This is a genomic window from Paraburkholderia oxyphila NBRC 105797 (assembly GCF_000685075.1).
GTDB classification, from domain to species: domain Bacteria; phylum Pseudomonadota; class Gammaproteobacteria; order Burkholderiales; family Burkholderiaceae; genus Paraburkholderia; species Paraburkholderia oxyphila.
In genome coordinates this window covers 1-16,593 of sequence record NZ_BAYD01000109.1, presented here as the reverse complement: position 1 = coordinate 16,593, position 16,593 = coordinate 1, and the positions used below count along the sequence as shown (strand labels likewise).

At 57.4% G+C, this 16,593-nt stretch carries 10 protein-coding genes and 3 pseudogenes; 9 read left to right on the top strand and 4 right to left on the bottom strand.

The features are described 5' to 3' along the window. Together BO1_RS39615 and BO1_RS58425 are read left to right on the top strand one after the other, a co-directional pair. Window positions 1-832, top strand: a pseudogene (locus tag BO1_RS39615) (serine hydrolase); the annotation flags it as partial. Window positions 833-904: 72 nt separating this feature from the next. Next, window positions 905-1,156, top strand: a pseudogene (locus tag BO1_RS58425) (transposase); the annotation flags it as partial. A gap of 594 nt (window positions 1,157-1,750) precedes the next feature. On the opposite strand, the gene BO1_RS39605 reads toward BO1_RS58425, so the two are convergent. Next, window positions 1,751-2,992: an NAD(P)/FAD-dependent oxidoreductase gene (locus BO1_RS39605; RefSeq protein ID WP_028222310.1), complete on the bottom strand. Its 1,242-nt coding sequence runs from the start codon at window positions 2,990-2,992 to the stop codon at window positions 1,751-1,753. A 1,232-nt stretch (window positions 2,993-4,224) separates the two neighbouring features. On the opposite strand from BO1_RS39605, the gene BO1_RS61915 reads away from it, so the two are divergent. Beyond that, complete coding sequence (locus BO1_RS61915; RefSeq protein WP_156992658.1) at window positions 4,225-4,377, top strand: hypothetical protein; 153 nt, start codon at window positions 4,225-4,227, stop codon at window positions 4,375-4,377. 29 nt (window positions 4,378-4,406) lie between these two features. Here the strand turns inward: BO1_RS61915 and BO1_RS39590 are convergent, their stop codons facing one another. From BO1_RS39590 to BO1_RS39580, 3 genes are all read right to left on the bottom strand, one after another. After that, on the bottom strand, window positions 4,407-5,273 hold the full coding sequence (locus BO1_RS39590) for a cupin domain-containing protein (RefSeq protein ID WP_218002850.1): 867 nt from the start codon (window positions 5,271-5,273) through the stop codon (window positions 4,407-4,409). Window positions 5,274-5,592: 319 nt separating this feature from the next. Further along, window positions 5,593-7,059 carry a M81 family metallopeptidase gene (locus BO1_RS39585; RefSeq protein ID WP_028222307.1) on the bottom strand — a complete coding sequence of 489 codons (1,467 nt, stop codon included), beginning with the start codon at window positions 7,057-7,059 and terminating at the stop codon, window positions 5,593-5,595. Between the two features lie 5 nt (window positions 7,060-7,064). Beyond that, entirely contained in the window at window positions 7,065-8,714 is a 1,650-nt protein-coding gene (locus BO1_RS39580) for a serine hydrolase domain-containing protein (protein ID WP_043288563.1), read from the bottom strand. A 317-nt stretch (window positions 8,715-9,031) separates the two neighbouring features. Here BO1_RS39580 and BO1_RS39575 point away from each other — a divergent pair, with 317 nt between their 5' ends. From BO1_RS39575 to BO1_RS39545, 6 genes and pseudogenes are all read left to right on the top strand, one after another. Beyond that, entirely contained in the window at window positions 9,032-10,504 is a 1,473-nt protein-coding gene (locus tag BO1_RS39575; RefSeq protein ID WP_028222305.1) for a M81 family metallopeptidase, read from the top strand. Window positions 10,505-10,549: 45 nt separating this feature from the next. Next, the gene (locus tag BO1_RS39570; protein WP_043288560.1) at window positions 10,550-11,905 is read left to right on the top strand and encodes an MFS transporter; all 1,356 of its coding nucleotides are present in this window, start codon (window positions 10,550-10,552) and stop codon (window positions 11,903-11,905) included. Between the two features lie 302 nt (window positions 11,906-12,207). Further along, window positions 12,208-12,573, top strand: a complete 366-nt coding sequence (locus tag BO1_RS39565; RefSeq protein ID WP_028222303.1) for a RidA family protein — start codon at window positions 12,208-12,210, stop codon at window positions 12,571-12,573. Window positions 12,574-12,583: 10 nt separating this feature from the next. Then, on the top strand, window positions 12,584-14,440 hold the full coding sequence (ilvB, locus tag BO1_RS54690) for a biosynthetic-type acetolactate synthase large subunit (protein WP_084688615.1): 1,857 nt from the start codon (window positions 12,584-12,586) through the stop codon (window positions 14,438-14,440). A gap of 145 nt (window positions 14,441-14,585) precedes the next feature. Next, window positions 14,586-15,196: pseudogene (locus BO1_RS58420) on the top strand (indolepyruvate ferredoxin oxidoreductase family protein); the annotation flags it as partial. A gap of 99 nt (window positions 15,197-15,295) precedes the next feature. Further along, window positions 15,296-16,312 (top strand): IS110 family RNA-guided transposase, encoded by a 1,017-nt coding sequence (locus BO1_RS39545; RefSeq protein ID WP_028222300.1) that lies wholly within the window; start codon window positions 15,296-15,298, stop codon window positions 16,310-16,312. Window positions 16,313-16,593 lie beyond the last annotated feature (281 nt).

Genomic DNA, 16,593 nt, shown 5'->3' with positions numbered 1-16,593 from the left:
GGAACTCACCGATTGTCAGTCCTTCCCGGACCGTACCACTGGGACGTATGCGCTGGGTCTGATGGTCGAAACATACCGGGGCGTGCGCGTAGTTCACCACGCCGGAGGAGTCATGGGGGGAACGGCCCAGATGTTGACGGCACCGGAACATGGGCTAGACATCGTGATTCTGGTCAACGGTGCGCCTGAGGCCGATGCAGTGAAACTTGCCAACCAGGTGCTGGATGCCGTGCTTGACGGGGAGCTGGGTGTGCCGGCGTCAAAGATCTCGAGTGAGCCGTATCAGAGTCTGCTCGGTACATGGTGGTCCGCGAGCGAGGAAATGCTCTATAGCCTTACCGACAAGGATGGCGCGCTAGAGCTGACCGTTTGCGGTACGCCGCTGGGACTGCAACTCGAACGAGGATCGGACGGGCGCGTAATTGCGCCGGGCCGGAGTCTGGGAGAGATCGAAGTCGGTCTAGACCGGGCCCATCGAGGCGATGGACTGACAATCAGATTCGGTGGACGGTCGGCCACTTATCGGAAGGTGTCAAAGGATTCGGTCGACGTCGTGGCCTTCGCGGCCGCCGCAGTTGGGGAATATCGCTGTGCCGATGCCAATGGCACGGCCGTGATAGCGACTGATGAGGGGCGTTTGGTTATCCGCTATAACGATCCGTGGGGTGGGGTGGAGACCGATCTGGAGTGCCTCGGGGAGACCCTTGGGCTGTCCGCGCGGCCGAGCACAAAATGGTCCTGCGCCCTGAGCTTCTCAAAGAGTGGCGGGAGAATGACGGGCTTCCGGGTCAATTCTGTGCGGACGCGCAACCTTGTATTTGAACGGGTCTAACGGGTCTGTGGAGCGGCCACACGTATCTGAAGAAACGAGGACATTCGCAAAATAAGCGACAGCCTCGTATCTATCAGTAAGTCTAGACATTACGTGGAAAGCGTCGAAATTCCGACCGAGCCGAACCGCCGTCGTCGGCGCTGGAAAAAAGCGCATCGTGCAGGAAACACTGGAGCCTGGAGCATCGGTATTTGCGGTGGCATGCAGGCGCGGCGTCAACGCCAGCCAGGGGTTTGGCTCGCGCACGCAATATCAGGAAGGCAGCTTGGCGGCAACGAAGCAGGTGAATCTGCTGTGCCCGCATCTGAGTTGGCCCCGGCCATGCTGCTGCGCCGTAGTCGCGAGTAGACTAGCGCACCGTGCGTCAACGCCAACCGCTGTATAGGGTTATGCGTAGACGGCTTCAGGCAGCACGCCGGTCGTGATAATTTTCGCCGACCAATGCGTGAGCATGAGTTGCTGCTGCGTTGCCTTCGCGTGCGGCGAGACAAATCGCGACCTTTTCATCAACTCGGCGTCAGCGGCGCCGCTCAGGCAGGGATAGAACCTCGATGGGTTCTTCCAAACATACTTGACGGTTTCGCGTCGCTATCAGGTCAATGCGAATCAGTTGTTCGGTTGTTCGCGCGGCGCGACCTGTTTCAATACGGGAGTCTGCCGGCGGTAGTTGCCGGCAGGTTGTAACGACATCCGACCTGTCCGAAGCGATGAAGCAGATTCTCGGGCTCCAGCGGTTACCGGGCAAAGGCAATGGAGTGCGCACGACTGGCACATGATTTAAGCGCTGCCGCCTGTCCAACTTTCGCGGGGGCCCGGCGCACAATGTATCGCACATGTCGCCTGGACGAATCTTGAGGTTGCTGACCCTGTACGATACTTGGAGCTCGAACTCAACAAGAGCTCTCGGGGCCATGTGTCTCACACTTTGAAGCGTTCAAGTCGAAATGGATAAGGATCGGTTACCAGGGGTTCTCCGGTGACCATCTCAGCAACCAGTCGTCCTGTAATCGCACCCAGCGTCAATCCGTGATGGGCATGGCCAAATGCGAACCAGAGATTCTTGTGGCGCGTCGCTGGTCCGATAATGGGCATCATGTCTGGCGTGCACGGGCGACTGCCCATCCAGGGTTCAGAATCAATTCGGTTTCCTAATGGAAATAGACGTCGTGCGATCGGTTCGACCGCACTCAACTGTGTCGGAGTCTTGCGCGCGTCGCGATGCGCGAGTTCAGCTCCAGTGGTCAACCTGATGCCGCGTGTCATGGGGGTGATCAGATACCCATTCTCGACGTCGAGAATGGGATGTTTCAGACTCGCGTTCGACTGCGCCGCGTAGTGCATGTGATAGCCGCGCTGCACGGCGAGCGGAAGGTTGTAACCCAAACGGGATGTAATCTGCTCGGACCAGGGGCCCATGGAAATAACAACGGAGTTCGAGGCAATCAGGCCACTCTCTGTTTCGACAGCCCAATTCTCCTTGAGAGTGGTGGCGTTCCCCAAAAAAAAGCGTCCTCCGAGTCGCGTGAAGTACTTGGCATAAGCCATCACTAGTGCGTTTGGGTCGCTTACAGACTCGGATTCCATGTATCGGAGGCCACCGAGTAGGGATGTATCGAGGTGCGGCTCCTTTTGGCGAAGACCGGCTTTGTCGAGCACCTCAAACTTGACACCGTATTCGCGATACCACCGTTCGGCCAGAGCCGTTTCTTTATCCCTCTTTGCATCGGATCTGAAGACTTTTATCCATCCGGTTGGACGTAACAGATTGATCGCATCGGCATCGTTAGCGAGGGCACGATGCTCGGCCACACAATGCTCGATCAGGGTGGAATAGGCTCGAGCGATCGAGGCATGGCGATGAGGGTGAGAATTGCGCCAGTACTTCCAGAGGAACGGCCCCAGCTTCCATAGCGCGTCTGGATGGTATCGGACATCTGGTGACTTGTTGCGCGCATAGCGAAGCAGGGTTCCCAGATCGCGAGGTAATGCGTAGGGGTACACGCCTTCTCGTTGAATGAGCCCGGCGTTGCCAAATGAAGTTCCGTTGCCAGGCTGCTTGATATCTACCAATGCGACTGAGCGCCCACGTTTTTGGAGATGGACGGCAACGGAGACTCCCACGATGCCGGCTCCGAGCACGATCGTATCGAATTTTGACATGGTCGATCCTTATCTTTTTTGTCGAGTCAGGATCGTCGTTACGGTCTCATCGTCGCACGCGGATTTCATCGGCCGCCCTTGTATATGGGTGACGATCAACTCATGGTTGTTCGAGATCAATTTGACGACCAATTCGCTTTCGACATTTCGAACTCGCTCGGTGATAGGGATATAGCCGTTCGCGACGAACCTTTGGTTCGCAGGAGAGATTGTCGTAAGGTGCATGATTCCATTGAAAATAGATAAATTTCCTGGTGTCAATTCGACGTCCAACCTGCTTGAGCGGGTTCCCTTCCACGTCGGGAGACTATGGTTATCGTTTATGCCTGGCCCTTCAGGGTACAAGGTCGAATCTCAGGATTGACGCTCCGATAAGTGAAGCCAAGTCTGGTCAAAGATAATGAATGAATATTTCAAGGATTCCTGATCGATAAGGCTGAGTACGTACATCTTCTTGATACCGCGCCGCTGTCAACCGGCAGGGGCCGTCACCGTGTAGATTTGTGATGGATCCCCGAACGTCTGGTGCCGGAACTAGTGGTGCAACTGTTTCAAGAAGGTTTCCATTATACAATAGGGAAAAATTTTCTTGTTTAGAAAATTTGATCCAGGCTGATCGGCATCGTTCCGACGATGGCACGGGTTCCACGAAAGAGAGTGATCATGGAGGGTGCAGGGTCGGAAGGGCGGGTGGTGCGATCGGTTGCTATCTTTCGGCGTTCAATTGCACATGTCCTGTCCAAATGCAAACGCCACCCTCAAGCGATTGCCGTCGCCAGGGCCCGCATCAGCGCGCAAAGAGCCCAGCGCATAAAACGAGAGGCCTCACTGCCGTTTCAGAGCCACGCAACTATTGGCGTTTCGCGCGAGCGACGCGTCAGGCACTGGAGGGCGATGTTCGGTCCGTCCAAGGAAGTTTTTTCCCGAGCAGCATGAGCCCGGTGCACGGGGCCGGTCGGGATTTGCCGATATGGCCGAACTGAGCGTGACCTTTGCGGGCGCGTCATTCGCTCTCCGGCTGTACCACTTCGTGCTGGCCTTCTCGTGCCGGGAGTACGCCAGTGTCGTCGAGAGTTTCGAAGTCCTGACCGCGGGTTTGAAGAACGCACTCTGGCAAGCCGGCGGTTGCCCGCTTGAGCATCGCACCGACAGGGTGTGTCGGCGGCACGGAGGAATCTGCACGACGCAGATGACTACACGGTGCGCTACGCCGTGCTGTTCGAGCATGACGCATGGTCGGCACGCGCAACAATCGTAGTCAAAGTCACGAGAACGGCAGCGTGGAGTCGTCGCATCGCTACCGGAAGGAAGTCATCGATCAGGCGTTGATGCTGCGCGGGCATCGTGACTTCGGATCGCGCGGCCTACGACGATTTTCTGCGTAAGGTCGTCATGCGCGACCATCGGCGCGATATCAGCGCTTTTGAAACCGTTCGACAATGTGCTCCTCGTTGCCGGAGCAGATGGACAGGAGGCGACAAGGGGTCTCGGAAGCGGCAAGGTATGCGTGGCCCATGCCACTATCGAAATAGACGGACTCACCGGCTTTAAGCACTACCGGGGCGTAAAATTCAGTGTGGAACGCGATTTCACCCTCCAGTACGTACCCAAATTCTTCGCCTGCATGCCGGATCAAGCCGCCAAATTCCGCCTTGAATTCCTCAATAGTACGAGCGCGGACCTCGACATAAATTGGCACCAGTTGCTTATTGAGCACGTCCACTGCAAGAAAATTCTGCAGATAACAAGGGGTTTCTACTGACAACCCTTCCCCCAATCTCTGAACTGAGCGCCTCCCCGGCGCCGAGGGCGCGGAATCGATTTCTTGGCTCTTGGCAAGGAGCCCCAGCAACTGAGATATATCGATACCCAGCCCAACACTGAGCTGTAAAAGCTTTTCGTAGGACAATGATATCTTTCCCATCTCAAGCTTTGAGATGGTCGAAATCGCCAGGCCAGTGCGTTCGCTGACCTCTTGCAGGGTTAGCCCGAGGCGATTCCGCAGCGCTCGGACAGTTTGCCCTGGGTTGATTTGGGCCATAGGGTCGACGTTTGATGGAGTTCGGTAGTGTTGTAACAGTATGGCAAAGAAAACTCTCACGCGCAAATTTGCGCGTAAATTATACATTACTGGAAAAATTTTTCCAATTAGAATAATTATTGATTGCGTCACATCAAGACTGCTGGCGATGTTCGCGAAGTCGACGCATCGGGAGAGCTGAAAGCGATCACAGGGCCGCCCGTTGTTCGTGAGGGCGCACGGCTGCAACGGTATATTCAAGCGCTGCCGCCTGTCCATTTACGCCGCACGGTCCTATCCTCCATCGACGAACAGGGAGGATCGCGAGAGAGTGGTACCCAGCCTGCTGGTGAAAGCGAAGATATGTACCACCCTGACCATTACCGCTCTTCATTGTCGCGGCCTACTCGACGAAATCTCTGCGCGCATACAGAAAGCTTGCCCATGCGGAACGACACCAGCCTGCGCTGCCGTGCGCAAACGCCCGACGTCCAACTGGGGATTTCCTGATAGCCCGTCTGAAGACGTCAGCGATGCGCAAATTCTTCGTAGCAATTTGTGTGTATGGATCAGATGTGGGTTAAGCGGATAGAAAGGGGGATTCGACACGCGGCCAGTAGTTCAGACTGCGAACGCGGTACGGGAGATTGGCGAAGTCGGGCGTCAATGCGCCTGGCGTCGATACATAGAGTACCTCACGGGCGATCGGCGCAAATTCTGCATGGAAATGTTGCATCGACTTGACTACCACAAGGCGCTTGCTCTTGAGATCGATCCCGAGATCAGTAAAGGCTGTGGGTGCAATCGTTTGTTCTCTCACGGTGACCAGCACGATATCGATGCCGCTGTCTGAGAAAACCCATACGGCCGAACCGAGCCGGGATACCCAGCCACCTTCAATGCGCTGAACATGTTCATCCACGATTGCGCGTACGGTCACCGTCAAGTCCACTGATGCGCCGGAGCTAACACCCGTCTTGCCGCCGATCCTGAGCGTGAGTCGAGTGCCTATCCCGGCTTCTCTACAAGTCTGCACGGCGCCTATGTCATAAACACAGCCTAGTGCTACGTTATCCACGCCGCGTTCTACAAGCCGCTGCAAAATAAAGGTACTGTCGCAAGGGGCGCCGCCTCCGGGATTGTCAGCGACATCGGCGAGCACGACAGGACCGCCGTCAAATGCCAGTGCGTGATCCAGTGCCTCATCGATCGAGACGGCCTGTGGACGTGCCTCCTTGCGCATTTCCCATAGTTCCTGGCCTGGCTGAGTCGCTATGCGCCGAGCCAAGGCTTCGTCGTTGTCGGTGATGACCCAGATCTTGGCGCCCGAGTCTGCGACATCGCCCCATGGAAACCCGTGGCCAAACGAAACGGACAGTACGCCGCCGTTTCCTTCGAGTGCCTGCATGCGTTTGACGAATCCGGACATCGGCTCACGGGTGGTATGCCATACCCCAACCATCCGGCAATCGTATGCAACGGTCACGGGACGAATCCGGCCCTCAGCACACGCTACGGTCAATGCGAAAACTTCTCTCATCCGATCGATAATGTCCGTGTGGGGATACTCCTTGAAGCAGACGATGACATTCGCATTGAGCTGCATCTTCTCAGTGAAATGGCAATGCAAATCGAGCTCCACGCCAATTGGCACGTCTTCGCCCACGAGCGTGCGAACTGCCTCGATCAGGTCCCCTTCGCAATCGTCGCAATACTCGGCGACCATCGCGCCATGCAGAAGAAGGATCACGGCATCGACAGGAAGGGCCGCTTTGAGATCAGTGAGGATCTCTTCGCGAAAGCGCTCGTACGCCTGCTGCACGGTACGGCCGGACGGCTGTGCCATTGTCGTCAAGCTTTCGACAATTTCATGTCCGTCGGCATCGGCTAGCCGCCGTAATTCCACAGTCGCCGCGCCCAGGCCTTCCGGCTCCGCGCTGCTGGCATTCCCATGGTAGATCCCATACGCTTCGTAGCCTCCCATTCCGGTGGGACTCGGAGCAAACGTGTTCGTCTCGGTGATCAGCGTCGCGGTAAAGATTCTCATTATTTTTAGTCCTGGGTGATGATAGGGCTGGTGCGAACAAAGCGCAGGTTGCGACTACGGGGCGTGCTCAGCCAGAAACCCTGTGCAATTCCCGCTTCGTCCCGATCGGCGTAGAGCACAGTCGGCACGCCATAGACGGCCGGCCCGACAGCGCTTGTCGCAATGTCCGGTGCGATCACCTGCAAGTCGCTCGTCCAGCCTCCATACTCTCCCTTCATATCGAAAGCGACAGCGGTGCCATCAAAACGGATCGATGCGACGGCCTCCAGATCGTGGGATACGTAGGTGCCAGTCAACCCGCGGGCGAAATCCGCCGCCGACGGCGGGACGTCAGGCAGACGCGCAAATCGTTCGATGTGTCCGCAACTGGTTAGCTCCAGCACAGGTACCCCGGTTTCCTGACACGCCGGCGCTTGACGAAAGGTGAGTGGCCCGACTCCACGAGACGCTACGCCATACCCATCCTCAAGTACGAAGACTGGCGACTGGATCGAATTTAGCCAGTTCAAAACAAGGTGGCCCTGCTCGTCAACGACTTCGACAAGCGTTTTGGTGGTCTCCGACCAGTAGTGACCCACGAGCCCTTTCGAATCGCTGGTACGGGCACGTGGCGGTTTGTTCCCCGGCAAGGTCTCACCCAGGATTCGCTCGATTATCTGCCACGCAAGGTCGTCCGGATTGGCGGGCGCGCCGTTTGTGATCACGATGATGTCCAGTTCGTGTTTCGGCAGCGTAATCATCTGCGAAGCACCACCAACCACGCCTCCGGCATGATGGATCACCTCGGTTCCCTGGCAGGTTTCTCTGGCCAGACCAAGGCAATATGTGCCGACCAAACCGCTCGAATAGGTTGCCGGTGTCAGCATTTGCGCCCAGCTTGCTTCGTTGCCGATCTGCTTCGTGCCACGTAGATGTGCCAGCCAGATAAGCATGTCATCCACGGTCGAAACGATCGCGCCTTCACCGCGCATATCTTCCACAGGCGTCATGCCGTGGAGATAACGGCCGTCCGGTTGCCGCACATAGGGCGTTGCTTTACGCGGCACCACGATTAAGTCGTTCGGCACGGAGTCGGTATTGCGCATGCCGAGCGGATCGAAGATGCGACGCTTCAAAAATGTCTCAAACGCCATGCCACTTGCACGCGCGACGGCAACCGACAGTAGGTGGTAGCCGCCGTTGCAGTAAGCCATGCGCTCGCCGGGAGGAAAGTTCACGTCTTGCTGCAGGATCTGGTAACTCAGCGCCTTACCCTCTTTCAGCATCGCGCCGGCGTTACCGATCACAGCCAGGTCCAGATAACACCGGTACCCGCCTGTATGGGTCATCAACTGTCGGAATGTCGGTTCGCCGGCCAGGACGGGCAGTTCAGGGACGTAGGTGCGAATGCTCGCATCGACTTCGAGCTTGCCTTCTTCGGCCAGCAGTAGCGTCGCGAGACAGGTGAATTGTTTGCTAGTCGAGCCGATCCTCATGCGCGTGGTGGGCGTATTGGCGACCGCGTGCTCCAGGTTGGCGAGTCCGAAGCCGCGGCGGTACAGCAGTCTGCCGTGATGCGCGACACCCACGACCATACCGGGCGCGTCGCTGCGGTTGAATGGCAAAAAAATGTCATCAAGCGCGCGGATGCGAGCGTCCATCTCTGGACCCACCATTGCGGTTCTCCAAAAAGAAGGAAGGCGCCACGTTGGCGCATTGATGGACAGTGTAGGGCATTTTTTTCCAAAAATGCAATAGTTTTCCAAAATGACAAATTCATCGGCGATACCGCGGCCTTGAGGGACCGCCCTTTCTCAGCAGGACCGACTTCCGTCAATGGGAAGCTGCTCAGCAACCTGCAATTTTCCATATTGACTAATATTTTTCCTTTTTGGACAATGGAGGCCCATTTGGCAGTGATGTACTGATCTGCGTCTCGTGTCTCGAATGCGTCGGCTGCCCTGCCCGAAATGTGACTTTGAACGGAGCGAAAGTGAAATTTTTCATGGCTGGCCTCGATACGGAAACCAACACGTTCTCGCCGATTCCGACTGGACGGTACAGTTTTGAACAGACACTGATCGCCTTCGGAGACGCAACGCAACGCCGATTGAACTGTTGCTCAGCTCAGCTTGCGACCTGGAGGCAAATGGCTGAAGCACGAGGCTGGACGGTAGTAGAAAGCTTATGCGCGGTGGCGGAGCCGGGGGGCGTGACGAGCCGGAGCGTTTATGAGGAGTTCAGGGGCAGGATCGTGGCCGATTTGATCGCGGCGGGAAAAGTCGATTTCGTGATGCTTGCGCTTCACGGCGCAATGGTAGCTGACGGATACGACGACGTCGAAGGCGATTTACTGAGTCATGTCCGCCAGATCGTGGGACCCGACGTGCCAATTGCCGCTGAGCTCGATCTGCACGCTCACCTGACACCCCTCATGCTGGAGGCCGCAACGGTGATTGTGACGTACAAGGAGTATCCGCACGTTGACATCGAAATTTGTGCGGCTCAGCTCTTTGAACTCGTTTCCGACACCGTGACAGGCAAAGTCGATCCGAGGATGGCGATTTTCGACTGCCGGATGCTGGGCGCCTTCAGAACCCAGGACCCGCCTTTGCGCGAGTTTGTCGACCGAATGAAGGCGATGGAAGGGACCGAGGGCATTCTCTCCGTGTCCTTCGTACACGGCTTCCCGTTTGCCGATGTCGCTGAGGTCGGGGCCAAGATCCTTGTGATTGCTGACGGCGATCAACGCAAGGCTGCTACCGTAGCGAGCGAATTGGGCAGGGAAATCTGGGCAAAACGCGAAGCCATGGCTGCGACTTCGCAATCCATCGACGACGCATTGGATTATGCATGCGCCGCCATTCAAGGCCCCATCGTGCTTGCTGATATGTCGGATAACCCCGGTGGTGGCGCACCGGGCGACTCGACTTTTATTCTCAGGCGGATCATCGAGCGAGGCATCGACAACGTGATTAGTGCGCTGCACTGGGATCCGGTGGCCGTAAGGTTGTGCCAGGAGGCAGGCGAAGGAGCGCAACTGACACTTCGCGTTGGCGGAAAAATCGGCGCCGCCTCGGGTATTCCGCTGGATTTGAAGGTGACCGTTCGCCGGATCGCGTCGGGGATCACTCAACAATTCGGTCATGTTCCTCTATCTATTGGCGATGCCGTATGGGTCAGCGCCAGCAGCATCAACCTGGTTCTGAACACGCATCGATCGCAGGTCTTCGACCCCGGATTCATGTTTGCATTGGGGCTCGATCCACGTCAGTGTCACCTTCTGGTCATCAAGTCAACTAATCATTTCCACGCCGGATTTGCTCCACTCGCGAAGGAAATTCTTTATGTCGACGGGCCTGGAGCGCTCCAAAAGGATTTCGCCACGCGTACATACCTGAAGGCGGCCAGGCCGCTATGGCCGGCTACGGAAAATCCCTTCGCCGAAACAGACGCCCAGCACTGAGACGTGTCGTCATACGCATCCCAGGATGCTTCATTGAGGTTCACCATGCCATCTAGTTCGGATTTCAGCTCCAGCATCGGTTTAACGCGGCTTTCAGGATTTGGAGCGGGCGACGCCGCCAGTACACTCTCTATTACTCTCGCTCCAATGTTGCTGCTGTATTTCCTCACGGAGTACGTCCATGTCGACCCGTGGCTTGGCGGCGTGATTCTCGCTATTCCAAAGCTTTGGGATGTCCTTGTCGATATGCCTATCGGCCGATATTCGGATCAACTGGCAGCTCGGATGGGGGGGCATCTGAACGTCGGGATGTGGAGCGCACTGGGTCTCGTCCTGCTGTTGCCCTTGACTTTCCTTCACCCGCAGTTGGGCCCGAAGCCATTGCTAGCGATGTTTTTTATATCAGTCCAGATTCTGCAGGCAACCTGCTACACGGTCTTCGGTGTGACCAATCTGGCTCTCGTCGTTGAATTGGCATCTGACTCCGTTCAGCGAAACAAATTGCTCACTGCCAGGAATCTGGGCAGCTACCTCGCCACCATTACCCTGATTGTCTCCACGCCAATGCTTATCCGGTGCTGCGGTGAGGGGGAAAGGGGATACGTTAGTGCGACGCTGATCGTTGCAGCAGCGGCTGCGCTGCTGTTTGCGTGGTACTTCGTTACCATGCGCAACGCCCCCCGACAGTCCACAACCTTGTCCGCAACCTCGGCCGGAATGTCTTTGCGACAGTGTGTCGCCAGTCTCATCCGCAATAGGGCATTTCTGGCGTTGATTGTCGTGATAGTCGCTCTTGGTGCGGCATCAGGATGCATCAACTCGTTGATCGCTTACCTGAATAAGTATTTGCTGGGGCGTCGTCCGGAGGACCTGTTCGTGCTCGCAGGACCGATATTGATTGGCAGTTTAGTGGGGTTGCCGCTCGCTGTCCCCGTTGCACGCCGTATCGGTAACAGCCAGGTGCTCCGCTGGGGTGTCATCGTTTTGGTCGTCTCCTTCATGGGTTACTGGCTGGGTCTCGTCCGCAACGGGTTGCCCGTCATAATCGTTGGCGGCGCAGGGTACGGAATCGCCGGTGCGGCGGTCAGTGTAGCGTTGATGGCCACCATGCTGGATGCCGCGAAATCCGATCAGAGCGGAGTACCTCTCGGGCTTTATCTGGGGATGATCCTGTCAGCGCAAAAGCTCGGCATGTCACTTGGCGCAATGGCGTCGGGCGGGCTCCTGTCAATTATCGGATATCAAGCCGGCGCGCCGATGAGTTCGGCGTTGCATCATAGCTTCGCGGCGCTAAGCCTCGCAGGTCCACTGGGTGCCATGCTGATTGCCTGTGTGGCCTTGTGGTTGTATCGGAACCACGCGTCCAAGTCGCGACAGAGCGCCGAGTATGTCCGACTATGATGATACTGTCCCCATGAAGCGAACGTTCCCAATCGCCATGTCGTCGCGTCGGCAGCAGTGACGCGTAAATGGCCATTCGCTATCAGCCACTTCAGACGTCAAACCTCTCGCTGACCTTCGCCCAATGGGAAAGGTCTCCACTCCCTTTATCGGCGATACACCGCTAGCAACTGCGCCTGTTGATACTCATGTAGTCAAAACGGTTGCTTCATCGGCCTGCGCCGGGTTGTCGATGTGCAATGCCGTCACCGAATGCGGCCAGGTTACGTCAACGCTCCAGCGCTTCTTTCCTAAGGGACATTATGTCAAAAGCCATCGAACGCCTTCATGTCAGCCCACGTATGAGCCAGATTGTCATCGTCAATGGCTTCGTTTATCTCGCGGGTCAGGTGCCCGATGTCGTGAATGCATCGGTCTCAGAGCAGACATACGACATATTGAATCGTATCGACGCGCTGCTTGCCGATGCGGGTGTCGACAAAACCTATCTCGTGTCAGCCACTATCTGGTTGACAGATCCGAAGCACTTTGCGGCTTTCAATGCCGTATGGGAAGCATGGATTCCCGAAGGCCAACCGCCGACGCGCGCCTGCGTGCAATCGCAACTTATGAAACCAGGTTGTGATGTTGAAATCGCGGTGATTGCGCTGGCCGACAGTAGGTCATGAGGAGCGGTTCATGAAGTTCCATACCATTGTTCCCGGATGCCCGCGAAGACGTGTCGATTGCGACGCACCTGGTAAAGCCTTCGCGCTCGGTGACCCTCGTGGATCTCCGGTAGCCGATGTCCCGTTGTTCTTCAGCCCCGTGGGGCCCGTTGCACGTCGCTATCGCGATGGCGCCGCCGTGCTGATTCAGACTTTGCTTGCACTCGGAGTCGACACGGTCTTCGGCTACCCTGGCGGCGCAGTGCTTCCGCTCTACGACGCCCTTCATGACGAACCGCGGCTGCGCCACGTGCTGGTCCGTCACGAGCAGGCGGCCGTGCATGCGGCGCAAGGCTATGCCCGCACCACCGGGAAGGTCGGCGTGGTGTTCGTAACATCCGGTCCCGGTATGACAAACACGACAACCGGGCTGCTAGACGCCATGTGCGACTCGGTGCCAATCCTGTGCGTTAGCGGCCAGGTTGCTAGTGCAGTGATCGGTACGGACGCGTTCCAGGAGTGTGACGCGCTTGGTATCTCGCGCCCGGTGACAAAGTGGAACGTTCAAGTGCGTCGAGCAGTTGCGGTTGAGGCAACGGTACGTCGCGCGTTCGATATCGCAAAGAGCGGTCGACCCGGTCCGGTGCTGGTGGACTTTCCGAAGGACGTGCAGCTTTCGACAGACGTTGAAGGTCCGCGCCGCGATGAAGAGCCGGAATTCTCGAGAAGTTGTTCAAAGCCCTTGGTGAAAGGCCGTCTCTCGGAGGCCGCAGGCGCGATTTGCCAGGCGGCACGCCCGGTATTCTATGGCGGCGGCGGACTGGTGAACTCGGGTGCCGAGGCCTGTACTCTGTTCCGTCAGCTGGTCGAACAAATCGGTGCGCCTTGTACGCTGACGCTGATGGGGCTCGGCGCCTTTCCCGCGTCTAGCCGGCTGTGGCTCGGTATGCTGGGCATGCACGGCACTCTGGAAGCCAATCTTGCGATGCATCATGCGGACCTCGTGGTCTGCATCGGCGCCCGGTTCGACGACCGAGTGACGAGCCGTCTGGCAGACTTCTGCCCATCAGCGAGGATTGTGCACGTAGACATCGACCCGACCTCGATCAATAAGACAGTGAAGGCTGACATACCTGTCGTCGGCGACTGCACTGCCGTGTTATCCGAGTTGCTTGCCCGGGTTGCCATGCGCACCCCTAGTCCGGGCTGCCTGGCAGACTGGTGGAAACGAATTGACGACTGGCGCGCCCGTCGGTCTCTGGCATTCAAGGACACGCCGGAATCGATCGCTCCGCAAGCGCTGATGTGCAGGCTGCAAGAGCAGATTGAAGGACTCGATGCGATCGTGTCGACGGATGTCGGGCAGCATCAGATGTGGGCCGCCCAGTACCTGAAATTTGAGGAGCCTATGCGTTGGCTTACGTCGGGAGGCGCGGGCACGATGGGCTATGGGTTGCCGGCGGCTATCGGGGCCCAGATAGCGCATCCGGATAAAACGGTGGTGTGCGTCAGCGGCGACGCTTCCATTCTGATGAACATCCAGGAGCTGTCTACCGCGATGCAACACCGTACACCCGTAAAGGTCGTTCTGTCCAACAATGGCTACATGGGTATGGTGCGGCAATGGCAGGAGCTGATCCACGGCGGCCGGTACAGCCACAGTTATACCGAAGCGGTGCCAGACTTTGTCGCGGTAGCGCGCGGGTTCGGCTGGCAAGCGCGTACTGTGAAACGGCGCGACGAACTCGATGCTGCGATCGCTGAGTGCCTCGCCAGTACCGGCCCATATTTCCTCGATGTGCACGTGACAGCCGAAGAGAACTGCTTTCCGATGATACCCGCCGGTGCAGGCCATCACGAGGTGATGCTCGGCAGCGACCGCAACTGACGGAGGCTATCAAAAGAAAGTTTTCGCCCGTATTTAAAGTAATGCCACTGCCGTTACCGCGGCATCGCGACTAGTGACCAGATGCAGCCCGACCTGGCTGCTGAGAAGGTCACGGCGCACACTGATCACCACTTAGGAAAAGACCATGCTTACGGAAGCTCGCGAGGCGGGTGCGGAACGCGCGCACGCTAATAACCCGGTCAAGCGCACAGACGTAACGCTCGACGACAAGTACGTAGCAACCACTGGAAAGGTATTCATCTCTGGCATTCAGACGCTCGCCAGACTACCGTTGACGCAGCGGCTGTGCGACGAAGCCAACGGCCTGAACACAGCCGGTTTCATCAGCGGCTACCGCGGCTCACCGTTAGGCACGCTGGATGAGACGCTATGGAAAGCCAAAAAAGGCACCTTGAGCGTTGCCACGTCAAGTTCGTTCCAGGGGAGAACGAAGAATTGGCGGTAACGGCAGTTTGGGGCACACAGACCGTCGAACTGGTTGGCCCGGCGAAATACGATGGTGTGTTCGCGATGTGGTACGGGAAGGGCCCGGGTGTCGATCGCTGCGGAGATGTGTTCAAGCATCTGAACGACGCAGGCACCGCGAAACACGGCGGCGTGCTGCTGGTGGCGGGTGATGACCATGGCGCCTATTCTTCAACGTTACCGCATCAGTCTGATCACGTCTTTTCTGCCTGCATGATCCCATTGCTGTATCCGTGCAACGTGCAGGAATATCTCGACCTTGGCCTGCACGATTCTGATAATCATATAGCCGGCCTGCCTCCGTTCGATTAGAACGGCTGGCGTAGAGTCAGGGTGCAAACCCACCGACTTGACGCACAGGAGGCCGGCATGAACAAGTTTAGTGGAATCGACCTGCACTCGAACAACAGTGTGGTCGTCGTCAGCGATGACTCTGACCGGGTTATCTACCAGCGGCGGTTACCGAACGATCCGGCCCAGATCCGGGCGGCGCTGCCACCGCACCGCGAAGAGCTGGTGGGGGTGGTTATCGAAGCAACGTTCAACTGGTACTGGCTCGTGGATGAGTTGATGAACGATGGCTACCGGGTGCATCTGGCCAATCCCGCGGCGATCAGGCAGTACGAGGGACTCAAACATAGTGGTGACTTCACCGATGCCGCGCATCTCGCACAACTGCTGCGTCTGGGACTATTGCCCGAAGGCTACATTTATCCAGCAGAAGAACGTCCGGCGCGGGACCTCTCTCGCAAGCGGATGCAACTGGTGCAGTGCCGTACCGCCCAGATCCTCGCGATCGAAAACCTGTTCTCACGCCATACTGGTGGGCAGATGCAGGGTGAGCGGGTCAAGCGTCTGGACGAGACGCAAGTGAAAAAATTGGGTTTTGCGGCGGATGTGACGCTCGCGATGCAAGCCAATCTGGCTGTCATGCAAACCTTGCAGGAGGAGATCGGGATCATCGAGAAGCGACTCATGGAGCGGGTGAAACCGCACCCGGACTACGCGTTGCTGAACTCGGTGCCGGGCATTGGTCCGGTTCTCGCAACCACGATCATGCTGGAAACCGGAACCATCTCGCGTTTCACCAAGGTTGGTAATTTCAGTTCGTACTGCCGCTGCGTAGACAGCCGGCGCGAAAGCAACAGCAGGAAGAAAGGTGAGGGCAATACGAAGAATGGCAACAAGTATCTGGCATGGGCATTTGTCGAGGCGGCCAACTTCGCCATTCGCTCGTGCCCGGAAGCCAAGCGCTTTTACGAACGCAAAAAGCGAGCAAGGAACAGGATTGTCGCGATCAAGGCGCTGGCGCACAAGCTGGCACGCGCCTGCTATCACATGCTTCGGGAGCACAAGCCATTTGATATAGCGCGCTGCTTTGGGTAAGCGGTGGTGCAAGGGGACGAGCCCAGTAGTGCGACTGGCCCAAAACCACGGTTCTGATTGGGACCTCCCTTTGCCCCACCGCCTGTTTGCGGATAACCGGGTCGCCCGGGCGATGAGCCGCCATTGACTGGCGTTGCGCAAGCAACAGCCACGGTTCTGCGAAACCCAATGGACCTCGTCCGGCACCAACGTTTCTCTGGGGTGGCGATAGCCGCCAGGGCAGACGTGAGTTACATCACGGCATGCTTGATCCCGAATTGGTAAAGGACTTGCCCGGCGAG